Origin of the sequence: Streptomyces sp. NPDC048479 (assembly GCF_040651435.1) — a bacterium.
Lineage (GTDB): Bacteria > Actinomycetota > Actinomycetes > Streptomycetales > Streptomycetaceae > Streptomyces.
Genome location: NZ_JBEZKA010000006.1, coordinates 21,985 through 44,539 on the forward strand (window position 1 = coordinate 21,985; position 22,555 = coordinate 44,539).

20 protein-coding genes are annotated in these 22,555 nt (G+C 70.6%); 11 read left to right on the top strand and 9 right to left on the bottom strand.

Annotation, left to right across the window (positions count from 1 at the left end):
• Nucleotides 1-159: 159 nt before the first annotated feature.
• The 3 genes from AB0D12_RS11470 to AB0D12_RS11480 all read right to left on the bottom strand — a co-directional run bounded on the left by AB0D12_RS11470 (nucleotide 160) and on the right by AB0D12_RS11480 (nucleotide 2,798).
• Entirely contained in the window at nucleotides 160-1,269 is a 1,110-nt protein-coding gene (locus AB0D12_RS11470; RefSeq protein ID WP_362679788.1) for a HAMP domain-containing sensor histidine kinase, read from the bottom strand.
• A 10-nt stretch (nucleotides 1,270-1,279) separates the two neighbouring features.
• Entirely contained in the window at nucleotides 1,280-2,017 is a 738-nt protein-coding gene (locus tag AB0D12_RS11475; protein ID WP_327326033.1) for a response regulator transcription factor, read from the bottom strand.
• Between the two features lie 103 nt (nucleotides 2,018-2,120).
• On the bottom strand, nucleotides 2,121-2,798 hold the full coding sequence (locus tag AB0D12_RS11480; RefSeq protein WP_362679791.1) for a spermidine synthase: 678 nt from the start codon (nucleotides 2,796-2,798) through the stop codon (nucleotides 2,121-2,123).
• Between the two features lie 300 nt (nucleotides 2,799-3,098).
• On the opposite strand from AB0D12_RS11480, the gene AB0D12_RS11485 reads away from it, so the two are divergent.
• Together AB0D12_RS11485 and AB0D12_RS11490 are read left to right on the top strand one after the other, a co-directional pair.
• Complete coding sequence (locus AB0D12_RS11485; protein ID WP_362679794.1) at nucleotides 3,099-3,881, top strand: rhomboid-like protein; 783 nt, start codon at nucleotides 3,099-3,101, stop codon at nucleotides 3,879-3,881.
• A gap of 53 nt (nucleotides 3,882-3,934) precedes the next feature.
• Nucleotides 3,935-4,330 (top strand): VOC family protein, encoded by a 396-nt coding sequence (locus AB0D12_RS11490; RefSeq protein ID WP_362679797.1) that lies wholly within the window; start codon nucleotides 3,935-3,937, stop codon nucleotides 4,328-4,330.
• 19 nt (nucleotides 4,331-4,349) lie between these two features.
• Here AB0D12_RS11490 and AB0D12_RS11495 read toward each other — a convergent pair whose 3' ends face one another.
• Both AB0D12_RS11495 and AB0D12_RS11500 read right to left on the bottom strand, forming a co-directional pair.
• Nucleotides 4,350-4,832, bottom strand: a complete 483-nt coding sequence (locus AB0D12_RS11495) for a protealysin inhibitor emfourin (protein ID WP_362679800.1) — start codon at nucleotides 4,830-4,832, stop codon at nucleotides 4,350-4,352.
• A 169-nt stretch (nucleotides 4,833-5,001) separates the two neighbouring features.
• Entirely contained in the window at nucleotides 5,002-5,646 is a 645-nt protein-coding gene (locus AB0D12_RS11500) for a GNAT family N-acetyltransferase (protein ID WP_362679803.1), read from the bottom strand.
• A 176-nt stretch (nucleotides 5,647-5,822) separates the two neighbouring features.
• Here AB0D12_RS11500 and lon point away from each other — a divergent pair, with 176 nt between their 5' ends.
• A complete protein-coding gene (gene lon / locus AB0D12_RS11505; protein WP_362679806.1) occupies nucleotides 5,823-8,240 on the top strand; it encodes an endopeptidase La in 2,418 nt (805 codons plus the stop codon).
• 120 nt (nucleotides 8,241-8,360) lie between these two features.
• On the opposite strand, the gene AB0D12_RS11510 is transcribed toward lon, so the two are convergent.
• Together AB0D12_RS11510 and AB0D12_RS11515 are read right to left on the bottom strand one after the other, a co-directional pair.
• A complete protein-coding gene (locus tag AB0D12_RS11510; protein ID WP_362679809.1) occupies nucleotides 8,361-9,173 on the bottom strand; it encodes a trypsin-like serine protease in 813 nt (270 codons plus the stop codon).
• 26 nt (nucleotides 9,174-9,199) lie between these two features.
• Entirely contained in the window at nucleotides 9,200-10,207 is a 1,008-nt protein-coding gene (locus tag AB0D12_RS11515) for a helix-turn-helix domain-containing protein (protein ID WP_362679812.1), read from the bottom strand.
• Nucleotides 10,208-10,356: 149 nt separating this feature from the next.
• Between AB0D12_RS11515 and AB0D12_RS11520 the strand changes: the two genes are divergently transcribed.
• Both AB0D12_RS11520 and AB0D12_RS11525 read left to right on the top strand, forming a co-directional pair.
• Nucleotides 10,357-13,197 (top strand): M4 family metallopeptidase, encoded by a 2,841-nt coding sequence (locus AB0D12_RS11520; RefSeq protein WP_362679815.1) that lies wholly within the window; start codon nucleotides 10,357-10,359, stop codon nucleotides 13,195-13,197.
• A gap of 74 nt (nucleotides 13,198-13,271) precedes the next feature.
• Nucleotides 13,272-14,105 (top strand): pentapeptide repeat-containing protein, encoded by an 834-nt coding sequence (locus AB0D12_RS11525; RefSeq protein ID WP_362679818.1) that lies wholly within the window; start codon nucleotides 13,272-13,274, stop codon nucleotides 14,103-14,105.
• Nucleotides 14,106-14,140: 35 nt separating this feature from the next.
• On the opposite strand, the gene AB0D12_RS11530 is transcribed toward AB0D12_RS11525, so the two are convergent.
• Nucleotides 14,141-14,968: a lysozyme gene (locus AB0D12_RS11530; protein WP_362679821.1), complete on the bottom strand. Its 828-nt coding sequence runs from the start codon at nucleotides 14,966-14,968 to the stop codon at nucleotides 14,141-14,143.
• A 280-nt stretch (nucleotides 14,969-15,248) separates the two neighbouring features.
• On the opposite strand from AB0D12_RS11530, the gene AB0D12_RS11535 reads away from it, so the two are divergent.
• The gene (locus AB0D12_RS11535; RefSeq protein ID WP_327326045.1) at nucleotides 15,249-15,680 is read left to right on the top strand and encodes a MarR family transcriptional regulator; all 432 of its coding nucleotides are present in this window, start codon (nucleotides 15,249-15,251) and stop codon (nucleotides 15,678-15,680) included.
• A 16-nt stretch (nucleotides 15,681-15,696) separates the two neighbouring features.
• Here AB0D12_RS11535 and AB0D12_RS11540 read toward each other — a convergent pair whose 3' ends face one another.
• Complete coding sequence (locus AB0D12_RS11540; RefSeq protein WP_362679824.1) at nucleotides 15,697-16,485, bottom strand: hypothetical protein; 789 nt, start codon at nucleotides 16,483-16,485, stop codon at nucleotides 15,697-15,699.
• 506 nt (nucleotides 16,486-16,991) lie between these two features.
• Between AB0D12_RS11540 and AB0D12_RS11545 the strand changes: the two genes are divergently transcribed.
• From AB0D12_RS11545 to AB0D12_RS11565, 5 genes are read left to right on the top strand one after another with little or no spacing between them, the layout of a single operon-like run.
• The gene (locus AB0D12_RS11545; protein WP_362679827.1) at nucleotides 16,992-19,772 is read left to right on the top strand and encodes a nitrate- and nitrite sensing domain-containing protein; all 2,781 of its coding nucleotides are present in this window, start codon (nucleotides 16,992-16,994) and stop codon (nucleotides 19,770-19,772) included.
• Entirely contained in the window at nucleotides 19,769-20,251 is a 483-nt protein-coding gene (locus AB0D12_RS11550; RefSeq protein ID WP_362679830.1) for a roadblock/LC7 domain-containing protein, read from the top strand. The genes AB0D12_RS11545 and AB0D12_RS11550 overlap by 4 nt, the downstream gene beginning before the upstream one ends.
• Nucleotides 20,248-20,646, top strand: a complete 399-nt coding sequence (locus tag AB0D12_RS11555) for a DUF742 domain-containing protein (protein WP_362679832.1) — start codon at nucleotides 20,248-20,250, stop codon at nucleotides 20,644-20,646. Before AB0D12_RS11550 ends, AB0D12_RS11555 begins: the two co-directional genes overlap by 4 nt.
• Complete coding sequence (locus tag AB0D12_RS11560) at nucleotides 20,627-21,262, top strand: ATP/GTP-binding protein (RefSeq protein ID WP_362679835.1); 636 nt, start codon at nucleotides 20,627-20,629, stop codon at nucleotides 21,260-21,262. The genes AB0D12_RS11555 and AB0D12_RS11560 overlap by 20 nt, the downstream gene beginning before the upstream one ends.
• A gap of 28 nt (nucleotides 21,263-21,290) precedes the next feature.
• Nucleotides 21,291-22,532, top strand: coding sequence for a styrene monooxygenase/indole monooxygenase family protein (locus tag AB0D12_RS11565; RefSeq protein WP_362679838.1), 1,242 nt, complete (start codon nucleotides 21,291-21,293; stop codon nucleotides 22,530-22,532).
• Nucleotides 22,533-22,555 lie beyond the last annotated feature (23 nt).

Here is a 22,555-nt window from a genome sequence, read left to right on the forward strand (position 1 = left end):
TGTGAATGGCGGGAAACAAGCGCGGTTCCGCTTCGCCGCGGGTAGGCGACACCGTGGCTGCGACCCGTCGGCTCGCACCCCTGACGACGTACTGGCCCGCTATTGGCCGCGCCCTCACTCCGTACACGCAGAATGCGTGCTTCCGGTTCGAACCCTACGTCAACCGCGTGCCGCCCGAAGGCCCGGAAGGGTGACCTGGATCCGGCATCCCCGGGAGGATTCGGCCACCCCGATGCGCCCGCCGTGCAGATCGACCGCCCAGCGCGCGATCGCCAGGCCGAGGCCCGTACCGCCGTCGCTGCCGGGTCCGTGCGGTGAGGTGACGCTGCCGCGGTTGAAGCGCTCGAAGACCCGGTGGCGCTCCGGCTCCGGGATACCGGGGCCCTCGTCGAGCACTTCCAGGTCGAGGGACTCCGGCTGCGGGCCGCGCCTGGCCCGTACTGTCACGCGGCCGTGCGGCGGGGAGTGCTTGACGGCGTTGTCGATCAGATTGGCCACCACCTGGTGCAGTCGCTCGGCGTCCGCGTGCGCGGTCAGCTCGGGCGGCGACACATCCAGGTGCAGATGTACGTCCGTACGCGTGTGGTTGCCCGACCCGGAGGTCAGACCGCGCTGGGCGGCGGCCAGATTGGCCTCCTTCAGCACACCGGAGAGGTACGGCCAGACCTCGAAGCGGCGGGCCCGCAGCGTGACCACGCCGTTGTCGAGCCGGGACAGATCGAGGAGCGTCTCCACCAGGCGGCCCAGGCGCTCGATCTGCTTGAGCGCGGTGCGCATCGTCTCCGGGTCGGCGGCGGACACCCCGTCCACGACGTTCTCGAGCACGGCGCGCAGCGCGGCGATCGGCGTGCGCAGCTCGTGCGAGACGTTCGCGACCAGCTCCTTGCGGTGCTGGTCCACGGCCTCCAGATCGTCGGCCATGCGGTTGATGGTGGAGGCCAGGTCGCCGAGCTCGTCACGGCGGTCGGCACCGCGCACCCGGCGGGTGTAGTCGCCGTGCGAAATGCCCTTGGCGACGGTGTTCATCTCATCCAGCGGCGCGGTCAGGCTGTGCGCCACGAACTGGGTGATCAGGAGGGTCGCTATCACCGAGAACACCGTGATGAAACGGAGCTCGGTCTCGGTGCGCAGAGCGACCACGAGCAGACCGGTGGTGATGAAGACCGAGACGACGACGAGCGTCCCGAGCTTGGTCTTGATCGAGATGGAAACGGAGCGCAGCCGGCTCCGCCAGGTGCGCAGCCCGTTCCAGGGCCGCCGCCGTCTCATGGCCGCCGTCTCATGGTGCCGGCGTCTCCAGCGCGTAGCCGACTCCGTGGACGGTACGGATCCGCTCGGCGCCGATCTTGCGGCGCAGGGCCTTGATGTGGCTGTCGACGGTCCGGGTGCCCGAGGCGTCCGCCCAGTCCCACACCTCCGCGAGCAGCTGCTCGCGGGAGAGGACCGCGCGCGGCGTGTTCGCCAGGCAGACCAGCAGATCGAACTCGGTGGGTGTGAGATGTACGTCCTCGCCGCGCACCCGGACCCGGCGCTGGGCGTGGTCGATCTCCAGCTCGCCGAGGCGGAGGATCCCGCTGCGCGGCGTCACGGCGGCGAGCGCGGCGCGCTCCACCCGGCGCAGCAGCACATGCACCCTGGCCGCGAGCTCCCGCATCGAGAACGGCTTGGTCATGTAGTCGTCCGCGCCGACACCGAGGCCGACCAGCATGTCCGTCTCGTCGTCGCGCGCTGTGAGCATCAGCACGGGGACGGGTCGCGTCGCCTGGACCCGGCGGCAGACCTCGAGGCCGTCGAAGCCCGGCAGCATCACATCGAGAACCATCAGATCGGGCTGCCAGGCCTCGGCGGCGTCGACGGCTGCCGGGCCGTCCACGGCCGTCTGCACCAGAAAGCCCTCTGCCCGTAGACGGGCGGCGATGGCGTCGACGATCGTCGCGTCGTCCTCGACGACCAGCACCCGGCGCTGGGCGCCGGGCGTGGCCGCGACGCCGTTGTGCGTGGTGTGTGTCTGCTCCATCGCCCCGCCCCTGTACGCGTTCTCGCGAGCTGCATGCTGATGTGGATGCCGAAGTAGATGCCGTGTGTAGGTGAGCAGCGTAAGGGCAGTTACGGCATCCCGGCTACGCAGGGCGAACAGCGAGGTGGACCACGTCGGGGACTCCTCGGGCAACCCGGATCTCTTCGGTAGTAACCCCGGTGAATCCGGCATTCCGCAACGCATCCTCAAATGCGGAGGAGGGCTGCGCGGACCACACGGCGAGGATTCCGCCCGGCTCCAACCGGCCCTGGCAGGCGGCGAGTCCGGACGGTGAGTAGAGGTTCTCGTTGTCGTCGGTGACCGTCCAGTCGGGTCCGTTGTCGATGTCGAGACAGAGGGCGTCGTAGCGGTCCGTAGTGGTGCGGAGATACGTGACGAGGTCCGTGTGAAGGATCACGCTGCGGGGATCGGCGAGGGCGTCGCGGGAGATCGCGGCGAGGGGACCCGTGCGGTGCCAGTCGATGATCGCCTGCTCGCGCTCGACGACGGCGATACGGCGCCAGCGGTGGTTTTCCGCGGCCCGGGCCAGCGAGAAGCCGACGCCGAGACCGCCGATGAGCACCGACGGTGCGGGGTGGCCGGCGAGCGCCTCGAGGGCCGCGTCGACGAGCAGACGCTCGGAGCGGCCGTCGGAGGTGTCCATCAGGAAGCACCCGTTGGCGATGATCTCGTGATGCTCGCCACGCTGCCGCAGCACGACCTCCCCGTACGGCCCCTCGCGCCGGTCCAGGGTGACGGGGCCGTCGGTATGGAGCGGCATGGCGGTGACCTCCGGGCAATGGGTCTCCCCGCGGGGGGCCGGGGGAGCGGTCGGACGCGTTGCGGTGGCCATAGTGGCGCCATGGGGCGAGAGGGACAAATGCTTTCCGGGCCGGTGGGGTTCACCGCCGATTCACAGCCGGGCCACAGCGGGATCACAGCCCGCTCGGCAAGACCTGACGTGCGCGCGACGCTCGAGGCGGGATCAAGGTTGCCTCGTGTGGCGCAGGTCATAGACGAGGGTGATGGTGATCGCGTTGGGTGGGGGTTTGTTCGGGGCTTGACGAGAGGGGCCGCACGCGTGGAACAGCTGACGACGCGCGATCCGGTCAAGGGCCAGGAGCTGCTGGGCGGCATCCCGGCCCAGCCCACGGCGCCGACGCGGGTCGCGACGCCTGCCCTCCCGTCCGCACCCAGGCCCGTCCCGTGCCTGCGGCTGCCCCTGTGGCGGCAGGCGCTCCAGTTGCTGCCCACGCCGACCGGGACGCCGTTCACCTTCTGCTACGTCCTCGTACTGCTCACCACGTCGCTCTTCGCGCAGTACGGAGACCCCGCGACCGTCTCCTCGCTGCTCCGTGGCTCCAGTACCGATGTCGCCCACTTGGTGGACACCCCCCTGCTCGTTCTCGGCGCCAGCGCGCTGTGGGTCGCGGGCGGTCTGCTGGGCCCGTACGCGATCGCGTTCCTCTTCACGCTCACCGCGCTGGAACGCCGCATAGGCGGCTGGCGCGCCGCCGGAGTCTTCCTGGTCGGCCATGTCGCGGCGACGCTGGCCACCGAGATACCGGTCGCGGTCTCGGTGGTGACCGGACATCTGCCCGTCAGTTCCCTGCACCGCCTCGACTACGGCATCAGCTTCGGTCTGATGGCGAGCATCGGCGCCCTGGCCGGGCTGCTCCGCCCGGTGGCTCGCGGCACGCTCCTCGGCTGTGTGTCCCTGATCCTCGTGCAGGACCTGCTTGCCCTCGAGGATCCGCTCACCAACTGGGGCCATCCGCTGGCCCTGCTGGCCGGAATCGCCTGCTGGCCCGCGGTGGGCCGCTGGTCGGCGCGGCGGCAAGAGCCCGTGCTCCACGGCCGATGAGTTTCTCCGGCGCCGACCGTCCTGATGGGTAAACCGGCGAACAGGAGACCGAAGTGAGCAGCAACCACGCAAGTACTCGCGTCACCCAGGTGCGTACGGTGTCGATCCCGGTCACGGACCAGGACCGGGCCCTTGAGTTCTATGTCGGCACGCTGTGCTTCGAGAAGCGCGTCGACACGCCCTTCGGAGCGGGCGAGCGCTGGATCGAGGTCGCGCCCTCCGGGGCGGAGACCTCGCTCGCACTCGTCGCCGCGACCGATGACCTGCCCGCGGGCGTCGAGACGGGCATCCGCCTCACGACCGAGAACGCGGACGCCGACCACGCGGCCCTGCTGGCCGCAGGTGTGGACGCCGGCCCCGAGGTGCTGCGCTGGGGCGGCGGAGTGCCGGCGATGTTCCTCTTCCGCGATCCGGACGGCAACACGCTCCGGATCGTCGAGCGCAGCTGACCGCCCCGGGGGACCGGTCTCAGTCCTGTGGGAGTGCGGCGAACACCGCCCGCAGGGCCGGCGGCCGTGTCGTGTCGTCGGTGGTGACGGTGTGACCGGCGTACGTGAGCCGGTAGGTGAATCCGTCCGCGATCGGGCTGCCTGTGGCCTTGCGGGGCAGGCGGGCGAAATCCGCCTTCTCCAGCGCCGTGCGCAGTTCGGTCAGCTCGGCGGGTGTCATCCGGCCGGTCCGGGCGGGTCCGGTCCTCGAGGATGTGGTGTACGTGCCGTCGTCCCGGACCGCCAGCGTGTCATGTACGCCGGCGATGCCGCCGGTGACCGTCATCCCGACCAGCGGCCGCGCCGGAGCGGGGGTCGCCGAGGGCGACGGTGCGGGCGAGGCGCTCGCTGATTCCGCCGGGCCCGGCGACCCGGCGCCGCCGCCTCCCGCGCACCCTGCCGTCAGGGCGGCGGCCAGCAGCACACCCGCCGTACCGCGCCGAGCCCGTGTGATCAGTCGCATGTGCCCACCTGTCGTCCGTACCGCACCAGTACGTGTCCGCAGTATCGCCTCCGGAGCCCCGACCGGTCAGGCGTACGGGGCAGCCGGTCGCGCGTACGGGTCGGGCGTACGGGGCAGCCGGTCGCGCGTACCGGTCGGGCGCATGGGGTCGGCCGGTCGGGCATACGGGTCAGCCGGTCGGGTCGTAGTAGAGGCTGACCAGCGGGGCCTGCGTCCGCCAGCCCAGCGACTCGTACAGTGCCCGCCCCTCCGGCGTCGCGCCCAGCACTCCGATGCCCGCGCCCTGCTCGACCGCGGCGTTGTGGAGCGTACGCATCACCAGGCTGCCGAGCCCCTTGCGCCGGTGTGCCGGCGAGGTCTCCACCTGGTCGGCGACGGCGGTGGCGCCGGTCGGTGCGATCTGGCCGCGGGCGGCGAACGAGCCGTCCGCGGCGACCACCAGGACCCGGGTGACGCCGCCGCGGGACCAGGTCTTGAGGGTGTAGCCGTCGGGCACGGCGGTCCCGGTACTCCGGAGCTCGGCCCACATCAGCCAGCCGGGTTCGCCGACCTTCCAGCCCGCCCCGGCCCAGGAGAGGACGGACTCGGGGTCGGCGAACACCTTGAGCCAGACGCTTGGGGCCGCGACCGCGTCGGCGATCTTGCGGACGGTCGCCTCGTCGTCGGCGGTCAGCACATGGCGCGTGGCGTGCTTTACCTGGCCCACGTCGACGCTGAACCCCCAGGGTTCGGCGACGGGATCCGCCGCACCGCGCGAGGCGACCCAGCCGTGTACCCAGGCCCGGACGGTCTCGGCAGTGGACTCGAACGTCATCCGTACTCCTCGGGCAGCTGAATTCGTAATAGACACACTTGACGATTGGCTATTACATCGCGAGGAGCCGCGCCTCGCGAGAGCTGATCGCTGACAGCGAACAGGTCCGGGGGAACATCTCCAGGGCACCGTGCATTGAGTCCATAAAGCTCAACTTGACTGCCATAGGGGAGATCATGTCTTCGACGTCCACACCGCTCACCCTGCCCGTGCTGCCGCTCGACGACGAGGTCGTGCTGCCCGGAATGGTGGTGCCGCTCGACCTGTCCGACACCGAGGTGCGCGCCGCGGTGGAGGCCGCCCAGGCTGCCGCCCGCTCCAGCGGTGAAAGCAAGCCGAAGGTGCTGCTTGTTCCGCGGGTCGACGGCTCGTACGCCGGGACCGGTGTGCTCGGGACCGTCGAGCAGGTGGGCAGGCTCTCCGACGGCGACCCCGGCGCGCTCATCCGCGGCCGCGGCCGCGTGAAGATCGGCGCGGGCACCACGGGACCCGGCGCCGCGCTCTGGGTCGAGGGCGCCCAGATCGACGAGAGCGCGCCCGACCCCCTGCCGGGCTCGGTCGCCGAGCTCGTCAAGGAGTACAAGGCGCTCGCCACCAACTGGCTGAAGAAGCGCGGCGCATGGCAGGTCGTGGACCGGGTCCAGCAGATCGAGGATGTCTCGCAGCTCGCCGACAACTCCGGCTACTCGCCGTTCCTCACCACCACTCAGAAGATCGAACTGCTCGAGACCGCCGACCCGGTGGCCCGCCTCAAGCTCGCCACCGATCAGTTGCGCGAACACCTCGCCGAGCAGGACGTCGCCGAGTCGATCGCCAAGGACGTCCAGGAGGGCGTCGACAAGCAGCAGCGTGAATTCCTGCTGCGCCGTCAGCTCGAAGCCGTACGCAAGGAGCTGCGCGAGCTCAACGGCGGGACCACCGACGCCGCGGACGAGTCCGACGACTACCGCACCCGCGTCGAGGCCGCCGACCTCCCCGAGAAGGTGCGGGAAGCCGCCCTCAAGGAGGTCGAGAAGCTGGAGCGGTCCAGTGACCAGAGCCCCGAGGGCTCCTGGATCCGCACATGGCTCGACACCGTGCTGGAGCTGCCCTGGAACGAGCGAACCGATGACACTGCCGAGCACAACATCCAGGGCGCCAAGGCGATCCTGGACGCCGAGCACGCGGGCCTGCAGGACGTGAAGGAGCGGATCACCGAATACCTGGCGGTGCGCAAGCGGCGCGCCGACCGGGGGCTCGGCGTGGTCGGCGGGCGGCGCGGGGGCGCGGTGCTCGCGCTCGTCGGCCCGCCAGGCGTCGGCAAGACCTCACTCGGCGAGTCCGTGGCGCATGCGATGGGCCGGAAGTTCGTCCGGGTCGCGCTCGGCGGTGTACGGGACGAGGCGGAGATCCGCGGCCACCGGCGTACGTACGTCGGCGCGCTGCCCGGTCGTGTCGTCCGCGCCATCAAGGAGGCCGGCTCGATGAACCCGGTCGTCCTGCTCGACGAGATCGACAAGGTCGGCTCCGACTTCCGCGGCGACCCGGCCGCGGCGCTGCTCGAAGTCCTGGACCCGGCGCAGAACCACACCTTCCGCGACCACTACCTGGAGGTCGAACTCGACCTGTCCGACGTGGTGTTCCTCGCCACGGCGAACGTCCTGGAAGCCATCCCGGAGGCGCTGCTCGACCGGATGGAGCTGGTCAGGCTCGACGGCTACACCGAGGACGAGAAGGTCGTCATCGCGAGGGACCACCTGCTGCCGCGCCAGCTGGAGCGGGCGGGACTGGAGCCCGGCGAGGTGACCCTGGACGACTCGGCGCTGCGCAAGCTCGCTGGCGAGTACACCCGGGAAGCGGGCGTGCGAAACCTGGAGCGTTCGGTGGCCCGGCTGCTGCGCAAGGTGGCTTCCCGGCACGAACTGGGCGAGCAGGAGCTGCCGTTCACGATCGGCGCCGAGCAGCTGCGCGGTCTGATCGGACGGCCGCACCATGTGCCCGAGTCCGCTCAGGACCCGTCCGAGCGCCGTACGGCCGTGCCCGGTGTGGCCACCGGCCTCGCGGTCACCGGCGCGGGCGGCGACGTCCTGTTCGTCGAGGCATCGCTGGCCGACCCGGAGACGGGCGCGGCGGGACTGACCCTCACCGGCCAGCTCGGCGACGTGATGAAGGAGTCCGCGCAGATCGCACTGAGCTTCCTGCGCTCGCACGGCGCGGAACTGGAGCTTCCGGTGGCCGATCTGAAGGACCGGGGCGCGCATATCCACTTCCCGGCGGGCGCGGTGCCCAAGGACGGCCCGAGCGCGGGCATCACGATGACGACGGCGCTCGCGTCGCTGCTCTCCGGACGCCAGGTGCGTACGGATGTGGCGATGACCGGAGAGGTGTCGCTGACCGGACGGGTGCTGCCGATCGGCGGTCTGAAGCAGAAGCTCCTTGCCGCGCACCGAGCCGGTATCACGACCGTTGTCATCCCCAAGCGGAACGAGGCGGACCTGGACGATGTCCCGGCCGAGATCCTGGACAGGCTCGAGGTGCATCCGGTGACGGATGTCCGCCAGGTCCTGGAGATCGCGCTGTCTCCGGCCGAGGTGCGGGTGGCGGCCGCGGCCTGACGGTCCGACGGCAGGGCCCGGTGGTGTGCCACACCACCGGGCCCGAGCGCTGTCCGCCTGCCGGGCCCGAGCGCAGCGTCCCCCGCCCGGGCCCGAGCGCTGTCCGCCCGACGCCGCGGGCTACCCCTTCGCAGCCTTCTCGTACAGCTTGCGGGCATTGGCGTTGAAGCGGACCGCGGTGGTGACGCTGTCCGTGTCGCCGCCGCTGGTCACCCCGATCAGATGGCCCGGATGCTTGGGATCCCGGTAGTCGGCGAGCCAGGGGCCGCCGCTCGTGCCGTCCCAGAAGCCTGAGCAGTCCATGCGTACGGACCCGGCGAGCGCCGGATCCTGCTGGGTGTCGGTGGTGCAGGAGATGGGCTTGCTGGCCGGATTGTGGTCCGGGTTGGGGTAGCCGACGACCGTGACCCGGCGGGTCGCGGCAGAGGCCCAGTCGACGGGGGTGCCGCCCACGACCTCCTGGACGTTGCGGCCCTTGGCATCCGGCTCCACGGTCAGGAAGGCATAGTCCACGGCGTCGGAGTCGTCGGTGACCTTGCGCCAGCGGTCGTCCACCTGGATGGCGCGGACTTTCCACCGCCCGTACGGCGCCTTGCCCGCACCCGCCCCGGTGAAGCTCGGCGCGAAGCTGAAGTTCTCCAGGTAGCTGCCGTACTCGAAGACACAGTGCGCGGCGGTGGCGATGACATTGCCCTTGGGGCTGTCCACGACGCTCGCGGAACAGAAGTGTTCGCCGTCCTTGTCGAGCAGCACCCCGGCGGACGACAGACCCGCGAACGGAGTCGCGGAGGACTGCGGCTCGGGCGGGTCCGGCAGCTCGGCGGGCTTGCTGCCCGTATCGGCGGAGACCGGCCCGCCGCACGCCGTAGCGGCGGCGAGCAGGGCTATTGCGGGCCACCTCAGCAGCCTCATCGGGCGAGCGATCCACTTCATCCGGCCATCTTGCCTGTTTACGGCTGTCAGTCCAGCCACCCTCGCAAGGTCGCCTGCGCTCCCGCCTGAAAGCGGGTCTCCGCGCCCAGCGTCTCCAGCAGGCGGCTGATCCTTCGGCGCGCCGTGTGGACATGGACGCCGAGACGGCGTGCGATCGCCTCGTCCTTGAGCCCGGCGGCGAGCAGTCCGAGGAGTTCCTTCTGCGCCGTGGGCAGCGAGCCGCAGCTGCTGGCGGAGCCGCCGAGCGGGGTGGCCCGCTCCCACACCGTCTCGAAGAGCGGCACCAGTGCGTTGCCGAGCAGAGCGTCGCCGATCACCAGGGCCGAGGCCGTCGGGTCGGCGGCGTCGGTCGGTGGGAGCAGTGTGATCCGGCGGTCCACGGCGATCAGTTTGGTGGGGACCGCTGTCGCGACGCGTGCCCGCAGTCCCTGCTCGACAAGGCCGGTCAGCGAGCGCATCCGGCCCGGGTAGCCGAGCCCGTCCCGGTCCAGGACGGTCCGCACCTCCACCCCGCGGTCCAGGAGGGCCTCGATGTCCAGGCACGCGGTGTGGGAGTTGGCGTCCCCGCGGGGGCCCTTCACATACGGCGGACGGTCGAGGATCGCGACCTCGCGCTCCGCCGACGCCAGCAGATACTCCGCCCGTTCGCCGATCTCCTTGGGGCCCGTCACCACCTCGATACCGCCCTCGGGGGCGCTGGGCGAGCCGGACATCAGCCGGCCGGCGAGCTGGTCCGCGCTCATCCGTAATCGCTCCAACTCGGCCGAACGTAAGTGGAGTTCGGCCTGACGGCGGTGGATGAGGGTACGGATGGCCGCGGCCGGCGCGGCGGGATGCGGCAGTCCGCCCCCGTCGGCGGGCAGCGCGATGCCGTGCTCGACGAGATGGCCGAGCGCCCGGTCAAGACGCTCGCGTGGCAGCCCCAGCAGGCGCGCCAACTCCTCCGCCCCGGCGGCCCGTTCCTTGAGCAGTGCCTCGTAGGTGCGTTCTTCGGCCTTACCCAGGCCGAGGGTGTGCAGTTCCCCCTCGCTCATGCGTCGGATTCTCACTCTGTCTTCACGGGCCACACAAGTGTGCGTGTCCACTTGTCAACCTGCCGACCACATTGTTCGGTCGGCGTCCCACCGGTTGCATGGCCATGACCACCTTTACGGCTGACCAGCACGTGGGAGGGGTACGTACTGTGCGCAAGCCCAGTTCACGCACGCAGAGACCGGGCATTACCAGGGGGACCGGTCTCGCCGCACTGCTCGGAGCGGCAGGATTGCTGCTCACCGCGATACCGGCCCAGGCGGTAACCCCGCCGGCCGCCGCACCGCCCGGCGACGTTCTTCCGGGCGCCCGAACCGCCACTCCGTCGCTCGTCGACGGCATCCGGGAGGCAGCCGACGCCAAGGCGAGCCCGGCCGACGCGGCCCGCGGCCATCTCGCCGCCAAGGAGAGCCGCTACAGGATCGCCGACGCCCGGCGCGATCTCACGCCGCTGCAGACCGTCAAGCACGGCGCGGAAGAGACCGTACGGCTTCAGCAGAAGCACCACGGCATCCCGGTGTTCGGCGGAGAGTACGTCGTACGGATGGAGTCCAAGGGCGGCAAGCGCGTCGTCACCGGCACCTCCGGCAAGTACTTCACCGGCCTGAAGACCGGCACCAGGGCGAGCGTCAGCGAGGACACGGCGGTACGCCGCGCGGTCTCGGCCACCGCCGCCCGCCTCGGCGGCAAGACGCTGAGCAAGGCCGACGCCGTACACCGCAAGGGGGCCAAGTCCGCGAAGGCGGCCGCACTCAGCGGCACCGCGGGCGGCCTCGTGGTGATCCCGCGCGGCGAAGGTGTGCTCGCGTACCACGTGACCGTACGCGGCACGAACCCCTCCACCGGCGAACCGGTGCTGCAGCAGGTCTACATCGACGCCGCCGCCGGCTTCCCGGTGCTCCAGTTCAGCGGCATCAAGACCCTCACCGCGCCGAAGGCGGCGGCGTCCTCCGCGGCCGCCGAGGCCGCTCCGAAGGCAGGAGCGGCGGCTGCCGACGCCGACCCGGCCGCCGGCGTCAAGGGCACCGGCGTCAAGCTGGACGGCGCCAAGGTCGGCCTCGACGTCCAACTCGACACCACCGCCAAGCAGTACGTGATGATCGACTCGTCGCGTATGACGGCCACCACCAAGAACACCCTCACCACCTGGGACGCGCGCGGCCGCGACGTCTCCGAGGTGTCGGGCGTCTGGCCCGGCGGGCTGAAGGAATTCGCCGACCCGGCGGCGGACTTCGGCAAGGGGGCCACCGAGTCGGGCGCGGTCGACGCGCACTGGGCGGCGGGCAAGGTCTACGACTACTACCGGAACAATCACGCCCGCGACAGCCTCGACGGCCGCGGCATGACGATCAACTCCCTGGTCGGTGTGACCGAGTTCGGCTCGCCGTACGTCAACGCCTTCTGGGACGGCCAGAAGATGGTCTACGGCAGCGGGGACGACGAGTACAAGCCGCTCTCCGCCGACCTCGACGTGGTGGGCCACGAGATGACCCACGGTGTCGTCGAGAACACCGCCAACCTGGTCTACGCAGGCCAGTCGGGAGCGATGAACGAGGCGCTCGCCGACTACTTCGGCAACGCCATCGACACCGCCGCTTCCGGTATCTCCATGGACGACCCGGACTCCGGCCTGATCGGCGAGGACCTCTGCCGTACGGCGAAGCCGCGCGCCTGCGCCTTCCGCAACCTCAACGACGGCGCGAGCACCTCGAAGAACTTCCTCGGCATCACCTTCGGCACCGACAACGGCGGCGTGCACCTCAACTCCACCATCTTCTCCGGCGCGCTGTGGGACCTGCGCCAGGACGTGGGCGGGGAGCTCGCCGACCGGATCGTCTACAAGGCGCTGTCCGAGTACATGACGCCGCTCGACGGCTTCACCGACGGGCGCAACGCCGTGCTCGCCGCGGCCAAGGACCTCGGCGCCAGCGCGCAGCAGCTCAACGCCGCGAAGCGCTCCTTCAACGCCCACGGCATCGTGCCGGGCTGGGAGGACGCGCTCGGTGTCGACTCCGACCAGCTGCTCGGCAAGGTGAACACCGCCGGCACCGGAGCCCAGGCGGGCGGCGGCTGGTGGACCGTCTCACAGTCGAACGACGACGGCTCGGAGCCGTACTCCGTCTATGCCGGCCGTACGGACGGCAAGGGCGCGCCGAAGCTGATGAGCCCCAACGACGGCCGCTACCACGTCTATCCGGCGACCGACGGAAAGACGGTCGTGTGGGCGGCGTACGGCGCGACCAGCCTCGACATCCTCTCCCGTCCGATCGCGGGCGGCCCGATCAAGAAGCTGTACACGTCGTCCAGCGACATCAGCGGTCTGCGGGTCGAGAACGGCGTGGTCGTCTTCGAGACACTCGGGTTCTTCGAGCGGCACGTCCAGTATCTGCGCCCCGGTGACCGTCAGCCCACCACCGTGGACGGCGGCGGCTTCGAGATCCTCACCGCCCTTCCCTCGATCAAGAACGGGAAGCTCGCGTACGCCAAGCTCTATCCGACCAGCGCGGGATACAAGCTCGGCGTCGAGGTCTACGACCTGAAGACCGGCAAAGCCACGCTCACCGAGCAGCTCGGTGAGCCGGAGGTACTCGGCCAGACCGGTATCAACTCGTCGTACGTCTTCTCGCTCGTGGACGAGAACCTTGCCGACGAGGGCCAGATGTCGGTCCGCCGCTCGGACCTGGACGGCACCGGCACGGTGGACATCAGCCCCGAGCGCAAGCCGGGCGCGCTGATCTCCTCCGACCTCACGTCCTCCGAGGACGCGGTCACCGTGAACGGCGCGCTGCCGGGCACGGCGCTCCGCAATGAGTCACTGCCGAAGCTGTGGCAGCTGACCACGGACGGCTCGCGCCGGGAGCGGGTCTCCTGCAACCGTGGCGAGCAGATCTCGCCGGCCGCGGTCTCCGGCCGGCAGGTGGTCTGGATCGACGGCACCACGGGCTGGACCGATCTGGTCATCCGCGACCGGCCGGCGGGTCTGTGCGGCTGACGGTTCTGTGATGGTCTCTCCGTGAGAGACGGACCCCCGGCGCCCGTGCGCCGGGGGTCCTTCAGAATGGTTCCATGGACACCGTGCCCGGACAGAGTGAGGACCGCGCCCTGCAGGCCGACTGCGAGAGCTGCTTCGGGCTGTGCTGTGTCGCGCTGCCCTTCACCGCGTCGGCCGATTTCGCGGTCAACAAGGACGCCGGAACGCCGTGCCGCAATCTGCGGACGGACTTCCGCTGCGGCATCCACACCCGGCTGCGGCAGAGCGGCTTCTCCGGCTGCACCGTGTACGACTGTTTCGGCGCCGGACAGAAGGTCTCCCAGGTCACCTTCGGCGGCAAGGACTGGCGGCAGGCACCGGAGACCGCGCAGGAGATGTTCGCGGTGTTCCCGGTCGTACGGCAGCTCCATGAGCTGCTCCGGTATCTGACCGAGGCGCTGACGCTGCGGCCGGCCCGCTCGCTGCACGGCGAGATCCGCCGGCTGCTCGGCGAGACCGAACGCCTCACCGAGCTCGGTCCCGATGCCCTCGGGAAGCTGGATGTGGCGGCGCACCGGCAGGACGTCAATGTGCTGCTGCTCCGCACGAGCGAGCTGGTCCGGGCCGAAGTCGGTCAGGCCGGACGCAAGAAGAAGGACCGCAGGGGTGCCGACCTGATGGGAGCGAGGCTGCGGGGCGCGGACCTCAGGGGCGCCAGTCTGCGGGGCGCGTATCTCATCGCCGCCGATCTCACGGGTGCCGATCTGCGACTGGCCGATCTCATCGGGGCCGACCTGAGGGACGCGGATCTCGCGGGTGCGGATCTGACGGGGAGCTTCTTTCTCACCCAGCCGCAGCTCAACGCGGCGAAAGGCGACGCGGCGACGCGGCTCCCGCCCGGGCTGACCCGCCCCGCGCACTGGTCGTGACCAGAGGGGCGCGAGGCGGGCCCTATTGGCTCTGCTCAGCCGTTGGCCAGCGCCACGACGCGGTCGTACGCGCCGTTGAACCTGTTGTGGTCGCCGACGATCGGTCCTGACGAGGTGTACTGCCACATCGTTTGGTAGATCCAGCCGGCCGGGAGCGTGCCCGGTGTGGTGTTGTAGCGCGCGATCCACAGCGGGTTGGTCGCACCGAAGCCGCTGTAGTTGCCCGTGCACTGGGTCCACCAGCTGGTGGCGGTGTAGATGACCGCGTCGCGCCCGGTGCGTGCCCGATAGCGGTTCAGGAAGTCGCGGATCCAGGTGACCATGCCGGACTGGGTCTTGCCGAAGCAGGCGGCGCCGTACGGGTTCCACTCGATGTCCAGCGCGCCGGGGAGGGTCTTGCCGTCGCGGGACCAGCCGCCGCCGTTGTTCACGAAGTAGTCGGCCTGTGCGGTGCCGGTCGCGGTGTCGGGGGTGGCGAAGTGGTACGCGCCGCGGATCATGCCGATGTTGTACGAGCCGCCGTACTGCTGCGCGAAGTACGGGTTCTTGTAGTACGTGCCCTCGGTGGCCTTCACGTAGGCCCACTTCACACCGCTGTTCCACAGCGCCGCCCAGTCGACGTTGCCCTGGTGGCTGGAGACGTCCACACCTTCGGTCCGGTCGGCGCGGTTGTCGCGCGGGGCGCCGCCCTGACCGTCGTGGGCGACGACGCCCGTACCCAGGTGGGCCGAACCGCGCGGGGGAGTGTCCGTGGCGCCGGCCGCTACGGGGAGTGTGATGAGGAGGGTGAGAACTGCGAGGAGAGTGCCGGCGGCTGTCGCGAGGCGTGAGCGGCCGGTCCTTCCGGATCTGTGCACGGGCATGGCGTGCCTCCGAAGACCTCGGTGGGGGGGATCTGACGATGAATCGACATGTCGTGGCGGAATATGGTGTGGACATGCCATTTATGAAGCTACGCACGTAGAACCGCGCAGTGGAAGGGGGGCAGAGTGCTGCCGTTGGTCTACGCCTGCGAAATACTGGCCGAGCTGCGGCAATGGATGCCGCCGGAAGAAACTTTCAGGATCCGGAAAGCGTGCGAGGGGTGCTGACGTGCACGAAAGCGGTACGGGGAGTGAAGCGGACCCCAAGGGTGAGAGTGGTGTGGACCACGTATTCCTCGCCCTGGAACGGGAATTGGCCGTCTTTCTGCGCCGGGCCCGGGCGTCCTCGGGCGAAATGGCGCGCGAGGTCCACCCCGAGCTGGAGCCCGCCGCCTACGGCTTGTTCGTACGTCTGGAAGAGGTCGGGCAGCAGCGCGCCACCGCGCTCGCCGGATACTTCGGCGTCGGCAAGGCGACCATGAGCCGCCAGCTGCGCGCCCTCGAGGAGCTCGGTCTGGTGACCCGCGAACCCGATCCGGCCGACGGACGGGCCTCACTCGTCCGGCTCACCGACGAGGGCCTGGCCCGCTTCCGCCGGGTGCGTGACGCGCGCCGCGACAGCTATGTGAACAAGCTGGCGGGCTGGGACCGCGGCGAGATCGCGGAGCTGGCCCGGCTGCTGCACCAGCTGAACGCGCGAGCGGAGAGCTGAGGGAGTCGGCAGCGGGTCAGAGCTCCGCGAAGACGACCGCCGCATCGTCGTGCAACTTCCAGCGGATCACGGCCGTGCGCTCTTCGGCCGACTTCTCCAGCGCCCTGACCCGGTCGATCAGCCCCTGCGGCCCTTCCTTGCGGATGAGGCCCAGGCACTCGGCCCAGCTGCCCTCCGCGAACATGTCGACCCAGCGGGACGCACCGTCGGTGAGCGCGGCCACCGCCCGTACCTCGGCGCGCGGCGTACTGCCCGTCACCGCACGGACCGCCACAGCCGGATCGGCCGCGGCGGTGAAGAACCCGCCCTCCGCATTGCGCAGGGCGTCCGCCGAGGCGTGCTTACGCAGGGAGGCCGGGGGCAGCCGGTCGATCCGGTCGTCCAGCACCGCCCGCACCTCACCGCCCGGTGACTCCAGCAGCAGCGTGGAGTCGGAGAGCACCAGATACTCCACCGCCTCCGTCGCGGCACCCCAGCGCGCCATGACCACCGTTGCCTGAGGCGTACGTACGTGAGAAAGGTCACAGGTTTCGCGGTGGGTATCGGCGGTGCGCCGGATTGCCGCGGAGAGGATCTCCGTCAGCGTCAGATCCCGTCGCGAACCAGACAGTTCGACCAGCGCGCCGCCGAGCCGGGCGGTGAACCAGGGCACCCCGTGTACACATCCGTCATCCCCCTTCGGAGGGGTCACACCGTCCAGCACGACCAGTGTTCCGCCCTGGCCCGAGGCAGGCAGGGTCACGGACGCCCAGTCCTCGTTGGGGCGTTCGGGAGTGCCGGGGGCGGTGGCGAGTTCGATACGCATGAGATCCAGTCTGCATGACTCCTTCACGTGGCCCACATGACCGTACATTTGGCGCATACCAGCAGGTCAGCGGGATCCCAAGGTCGAGGGATGCGGGGCCGGAAAGGTGCGGGCGCGCATCCTGCCAAAGCCCGGCCGGAAGATCCAGCCGTTGGCCCACTTGTCGGCCGACCGGCCGCTGCCGCGAGTTGTTTGCCAACTCCAGAGTGCTGTTCACTCGTTCGGGTGGCGGAGCGGCCGATGCGCGCCTCCCTCCCAAAAGCGCTGGAATGGTCGGAAGCCGTGCCAGGGGTGGGGCTCTCGTGTGTGACCGGTCGTCACCTCTGCTTCATGGGCGGACGAGTCAAGCAAGATTGCGAGCACCGGTGCAGAAGAAGCGGCCTCGGGGCAAAGGCGGCAGGCCCTCCGAAACCCCGGGAATCCCCCCGGCCCTGGCCACTCAGGTCCCGCAGGGCATCCAGCCTCCGCAGGAGGCCTCGTCCGGCCCTGCCGCGCGCGGGCGCACCGTGCGCGTACGCAGCCGGCTCGTCGCCGGTGTCGCCGCCGTCAGCCTTGTCGTCATCGCCGCAGGCACCCCCGGCATCCTCGCCACCTCCGCCGAACTGACCGAGTCGCAGCGCCTGGTCACCCTCGCCGGGCTCAACCGCCAGGCCGTCACCCTCGCCCACTCACTCGCCGACGAGCGCGACGAGGTCACGGCGTACATCGCGGCGGGCCGCGACGACCAGAAGGGCGACAAGAAGGACCGGCGCGAGATCTCCGGCAGCCGCAGCGCCCGCGTCGACCGGCAGATCGACGAGATCCGCGGCAGCGTCCCCGGCGACCACGCCGAGCTGCGCCGCGACCTTGCCTCCGTCCCCTCCGTCCGCCGTACCGCCCTCACCGGCAAGGGCACGGCGATGGAGGCCCACCGCGCCTACTCCGCCGTCATGGCGAACCTCCAGGCCCTCTCCGACGAGCTCGCCGAGAAGACCCCGCCGCGCGCCGCCGACCGCACCCGCGCGCCCGCCGCCCTCGGCCTCGCCGTGGAGCAGGCCTCCGCCACCCGCGGGCTGCTGCTCGCCGCACTCTCCGTGCCCCGGCAGCGAAGCACCCAGAGCATCGACCCGGTCACCGGCCTCCCCGTCCAGGACGAGGGCCAGGACGACGGGGCCGCCGACCGTACGCGCAACGCGCTCAGCGCCGCCGCCCAGCAGTCCCGGGTGCGGGAACTCGCCGCGCTCGCCGACTTCGACCAGGCCGCGGGCAAGGATGCCCGCGACAAGCTGGCCGCCACCGTCACCGGACCCGAGGTCAAGACCGCCGAGCTCTATCTCGCCCGCCTCACCGACCAGCCCGAGCTCTCCACCGGCGACCGCAAGTCCAACCGCGAGAAGCTCGAGTCCTCGCTCACCGCCCGTATCGAGCAGATGCGGGGCGTCGAGTCCTCCCTCGCCGCCGACCGGACCGAGGGCTTCGCGCAGCTGCGCGACGACGATGTCACCGCGCTGGAGCTGCGGATCGCGCTGCTCGGCGGACTGCTGATCGTCGCCATCGGCGTGTCCGCCGCCGTCGCCCGTACGCTCACCCGCCCGCTCGCCGTCCTGCGGATCGGCGCGGCACGGCTCGCCGCCGCCCCCGAGGTGGAGGAGCAGGTCCGCTTCACCGGCCGCAATGACGAGTTCGCTCAGGTCGTACGGTCCCTCAACACCCTGCACGGCAAGCTGCGGGACCTCGGTGTACGGGTCGAGCGGCTGGACAACGACCGCGTCGACCTGATCGGCGCCCGTGACGCGCTCGCCGCCGAACTGGCCGCCGGACGTGCCGAACTCCAGGAGCGCACCGCCGAGATCACCGCCGACCTCGAGCGGCTGCGGCACACCGTCCACCACACCTTCGTCAACCTCTCGCTGCGCACGCTCGGCCTCGTCGAACGGCAGCTCGGCGTCATCGAGAAGCTGGAGGAGCGCGAGCAGGACCCGGAGCGGCTCGCCACCCTCTTCAAGCTCGACCACCTGGCCACCGTCATGCGCCGCCACAGCGAGAACCTGCTGGTCCTCGCGGGCGCCGAGCACGGGCACGCGCACTCGGGACCCGTCCCTCTCGTGGACATACTGCGCGCCGCCGTCAGTGAGATCGAGCGGTACGAGCGGGTCGTCATCCAGTCCCTGCCGCCGCACGCCCAGGTCGCCGGGTTCGCCGCGGACGACCTCAGCCATCTGATCGCCGAACTCCTCGAGAACGCCACCTCCTTCTCGCCGCCGGACGCCCAGGTCGAGCTGTCGGGCTGGCTGCTGGAAAGCGGCGAGGTGATGCTCTCCGTCCAGGACACCGGCATAGGGATGACCAGCGGGCGCATGACCGAGCTGAACGCGCGGCTGGAGGACCCCGAGGCGTACGAGACGCATGCGGGCAGCGACGGCGAGGGCCTCGGACTGCGGGTGGCGGCGCTGCTCGCCGCGCGCCACGGCGTACGGGTCCAGCTGCGCGAGCAGAAGCAGGGCGGGATCACCGCGGTCGTCGTCCTGTCGCAGTCGCTGCTTCCGGCCGGACCGCCGGCCGCCGAGTCGCACACCGTGACGGTGGCGGGCGCGGCGCCCACGCAGCATCTGCCCGGATCGGTGGCGGAGGCCAACTCCAATGCGCTGCCCGGCAGCCCGCGGCGGGTCGACCCACTGGTGCTGGCGGCCGAGCAGGCGATCCGCGCGGCGGAGCCGGACACGCACGAGCGGACGGCGGACGGCGACCCGGAGACCACCGGCACCGGGGTCGACGAGGCGACGTTCGAGATGCGTCTGCCGGAGCCGGAGCCGGAGGTCCCAGCGGGCCCGGAGCCGGTGGCCCAGGCGGACCCGCAGCCCGTCCCGGAGCCGGCGGTCGGACCTGAGCCTGTCCCGGAGCCGGCGGTCGGACCTGAGCCCGTCCCGGAGCCGGCGGTCGGACCTGAGCCCGTCCCGGAGCCGGCGGTCGGACCTGAGCCTGTCCCGGAGCCGGCGGTCGGACCCGAGCCCGACGCGCAGCCGGAACCCGAGGCCGAAAAGGCGGCAGCCGGTCCCAAGTGGGAGCGCGTCACCGACAAGGGCCTGCCCAAGCGCACCCCGAAGGTCGTCAAGCCCGCCACCGGCGCACCGACCGAGCGCACCGGCAGCGTCGACGCCGAAGCCCTGCGGCGCCGACTCGGCGGTTTCCACCAGGGCGCGAAGGACGGCCGCCGCGACGTCGAGGCGGAGCTCGCGGAACAGACCGCGGCCGATACACGGACAACAACAGAAGAAGCGGGGGACACAGTCGAGGAGGCACGCAGTTGACTGCGACCGGCACATTCGGCCTGAGCAGCGAAGCCCGCAATCTGCACTGGTTGTTGAGCAATTTCGTGGAGGAGGTACCAGGAGCCCGCTCGGTCGCTGTTGTCTCGTCCGACGGACTGCTGCTGCTCTCCTCCGACCCCGCCCAGAACGCCGTCCCGGCCGCCAAGAGCCGCCCGGAAGGCCCCAGAGGCTCCAGCGCGGACCTCGCCACGATCGTCTCCGGCATCGGCAGCCTCACCATCGGTGCCGCCAAGCTGATGGACGGCGGCGGCGTCAAGCAGACGATGGTCGCGATGGACGAAGGCAGCGTCTTCGTCATGTCGATCAGTGACGGCTCGCTGCTCGGCGTGCACACCGCTCCCGACTGCGACATGAGTGTCGTCGCCTACCACATGGCCCTCTTCGTCGGCCGTGCCGGACATGTCCTCACCCCCGAACTCCGCAGCGAACTGCGCAAATCAATGGAGAGCGCCCAGTGACGCCCCCCAAACTGCCGGTGCGCGGCGACGCCCGACGCCCGGCCCGGGTCCGCCCCTACTCCCTCACCGGCGGCCGCACCCGCTTCGGCCATGTGCTGCTCGTCGAGACCTTCGTGGCCGCGCTCGAAGCACCGGCCGAGCGCAAGGAGCTGCCGAACGGCGACCTCTCCTCGCGGGTGATGCCCGAGCTGCGGGCCATCGTCGAGCTCTGCCGCCGTATGCGTACCGTCGCCGAGATATCGGCGCTGCTGAAGATGCCGCTGGGCGTTGTCCGGGTGCTGCTCAGCGACCTGGCCGACCAGGGAAAGATCCGTGTGTACGGGACCGGGCACGGCGCCGGCCAGCCCGACCGCGCGCTGCTCGAAAGGGTGCTGAGTGGACTCCGCCGCCTCTGACACGCTCCTCGCCCGGCCCCACCCGCAGCCCGAAGGGGATCTGCAGGCATGGCAGTTGGACCGCACCCGGGCCCCCATCGCCACCAAGATCGTGGTCGCGGGCGGCTTCGGCGTCGGCAAGACGACCTTTGTCGGGGCGGTCTCCGAGATCACGCCGCTGCAGACCGAGGCGTTGATGACGCAGGCGAGCGAGGAGACCGACGATCTCACCGAGACGCCGGACAAGCTCACCACGACCGTCGCCATGGACTTCGGCCGGATCACGCTCGACGACGATCTGGTGCTGTATGTCTTCGGGACGCCCGGCCAGCAGCGCTTCTGGTTCATGTGGGACGACCTGGTGCGCGGCGCGATCGGCGCGATCGTGCTGGCCGACACCCGCAGGCTGCCGGACTGCTTTCCGGCGCTCGACTACTTCGAGAGCTCCGGGCTGCCGTACATCGTCGCCGTCAACCACTTCGAGGGCACGGAGGCGTTCGAGGCCGGGGACGTGCGCGAGGCCCTGACCGTCCCGCCCCATGTGCCCGTTGTGATCATGGACGCGCGCAACCGGATCACGGTGATCGAATCGCTGCTCACGCTGGTCGCCCACGCTCTCGAAGCCACCCCCGAATAGCACTGAACTGACGAAAGAGACTCCTTCGATGCGGAAGATACTCATAGTCGGAGCCGGTCAGTCCGGTCTCCAGCTCGCCCTCGGACTCCAGTCGCAGGGCTACGAGGTCACCCTGATGTCCAACCGCACCGCGGACGAGATCCGGTCCGGCCGGGTCATGTCCACGCAGTGCATGTTCGACACGGCGCTGCAGCACGAGCGCGATCTCGGCATCAACTTCTGGGAGTCCCAGGCCCCGCGCATCGAGGGCCTCGGCGTCTCCGTCGCCGCCCCCGACGCCTCCCGGCCCATCGACTGGGTCGGCAAGCTGGAGGGTTACGCCCAGTCGGTCGACCAGCGCGTGAAGATGGCCGGCTGGATGGAGACCTTCGCCCAGCGCGGCGGGCAGCTCGTCATCCACGGAGCGGCAGTCTCCGACCTGGACTTCTTCTCCCGTACGTACGACCTGGTGATGGTGTCGGCCGGCAAGGGCGAACTGGTCTCGATGTTCGGCCGGGACGCCTCCCGCTCGCCGTACGACGCCCCGCAGCGCGCGCTGGCTGTCTCCTACGTCCACGGCCTGGGCCCGCGCCCCGAGCACCCCGAGTACGACGCGGTCCGCTGCAACCTCGTGCCGGGCGTCGGTGAGCTCTTCGTGATGCCGACCTTCACCACCACCGGCCGCGCGGACATCCTCTTCTGGGAGGGCATCCCGGGCGGTCCGCTCGATGTCTTCCAGGGCGTCAAGGATCCGGCGGAGCACCTCTCGCTGACCCTCGAGCTCATGGAGAAGTTCACGCCCTGGGAGTACGCGCGCGCCACCAAGGTCGAGCTGACCGACGCGGGCGGCACCCTCGCGGGCCGGTACGCGCCCACCGTCCGCAACCCGATCGGCCGCCTCCCCGGCGGCGGACTGGTCCTCGGCGTCGCCGATGTGGTCGTCGCCAACGACCCGATCACCGGCCAGGGCTCCAACTCGGCGTCCAAGTGCGCGGCCGCCTACCTCTCCTCGATCACCGAGCACGGCGACCGGCCGTTCGACGAGGCGTGGATGCAGTCCACCTTCGACCGCTACTGGGACACCGCGCAGCACGTCACCAAGTGGACGAACGCGATGCTCGGCGTGCCGCCCGAGCATGTCCTCAACCTGATCGGTGCCGCAGGCCAGCTCCAGCCGGTCGCCGACCGTTTCGCGAACGGCTTCAACGACCCGGCGGACTTCGAGAACTTCTTCTACGACCCGGACAAGACCAACGCCTACCTCGGCGAGGTCGCGGGCGCCGGCGCCTGACGCAATGGGAGTTGCCCCGGGTG

Coding starts and splice junctions, on each gene's coding strand:
- lon (WP_362679806.1), top strand. CDS start 5,823: ATGTCTTCGACGTCCACACCGCTCACCCTGCCCGTGCTGCCGCTCGAC.
- AB0D12_RS11470 (WP_362679788.1), bottom strand. CDS start 1,269: ATGAGACGGCGGCGGCCCTGGAACGGGCTGCGCACCTGGCGGAGCCGG.
- AB0D12_RS11530 (WP_362679821.1), bottom strand. CDS start 14,968: ATGCCCGTGCACAGATCCGGAAGGACCGGCCGCTCACGCCTCGCGACA.
- AB0D12_RS11495 (WP_362679800.1), bottom strand. CDS start 4,832: ATGCGACTGATCACACGGGCTCGGCGCGGTACGGCGGGTGTGCTGCTG.
- AB0D12_RS11525 (WP_362679818.1), top strand. CDS start 13,272: ATGGACACCGTGCCCGGACAGAGTGAGGACCGCGCCCTGCAGGCCGAC.
- AB0D12_RS11500 (WP_362679803.1), bottom strand. CDS start 5,646: ATGACGTTCGAGTCCACTGCCGAGACCGTCCGGGCCTGGGTACACGGC.
- AB0D12_RS11565 (WP_362679838.1), top strand. CDS start 21,291: ATGCGGAAGATACTCATAGTCGGAGCCGGTCAGTCCGGTCTCCAGCTC.
- AB0D12_RS11515 (WP_362679812.1), bottom strand. CDS start 10,207: ATGAGCGAGGGGGAACTGCACACCCTCGGCCTGGGTAAGGCCGAAGAA.
- AB0D12_RS11540 (WP_362679824.1), bottom strand. CDS start 16,485: ATGCGTATCGAACTCGCCACCGCCCCCGGCACTCCCGAACGCCCCAAC.
- AB0D12_RS11480 (WP_362679791.1), bottom strand. CDS start 2,798: ATGCCGCTCCATACCGACGGCCCCGTCACCCTGGACCGGCGCGAGGGG.
- AB0D12_RS11510 (WP_362679809.1), bottom strand. CDS start 9,173: ATGAAGTGGATCGCTCGCCCGATGAGGCTGCTGAGGTGGCCCGCAATA.
- AB0D12_RS11475 (WP_327326033.1), bottom strand. CDS start 2,017: ATGGAGCAGACACACACCACGCACAACGGCGTCGCGGCCACGCCCGGC.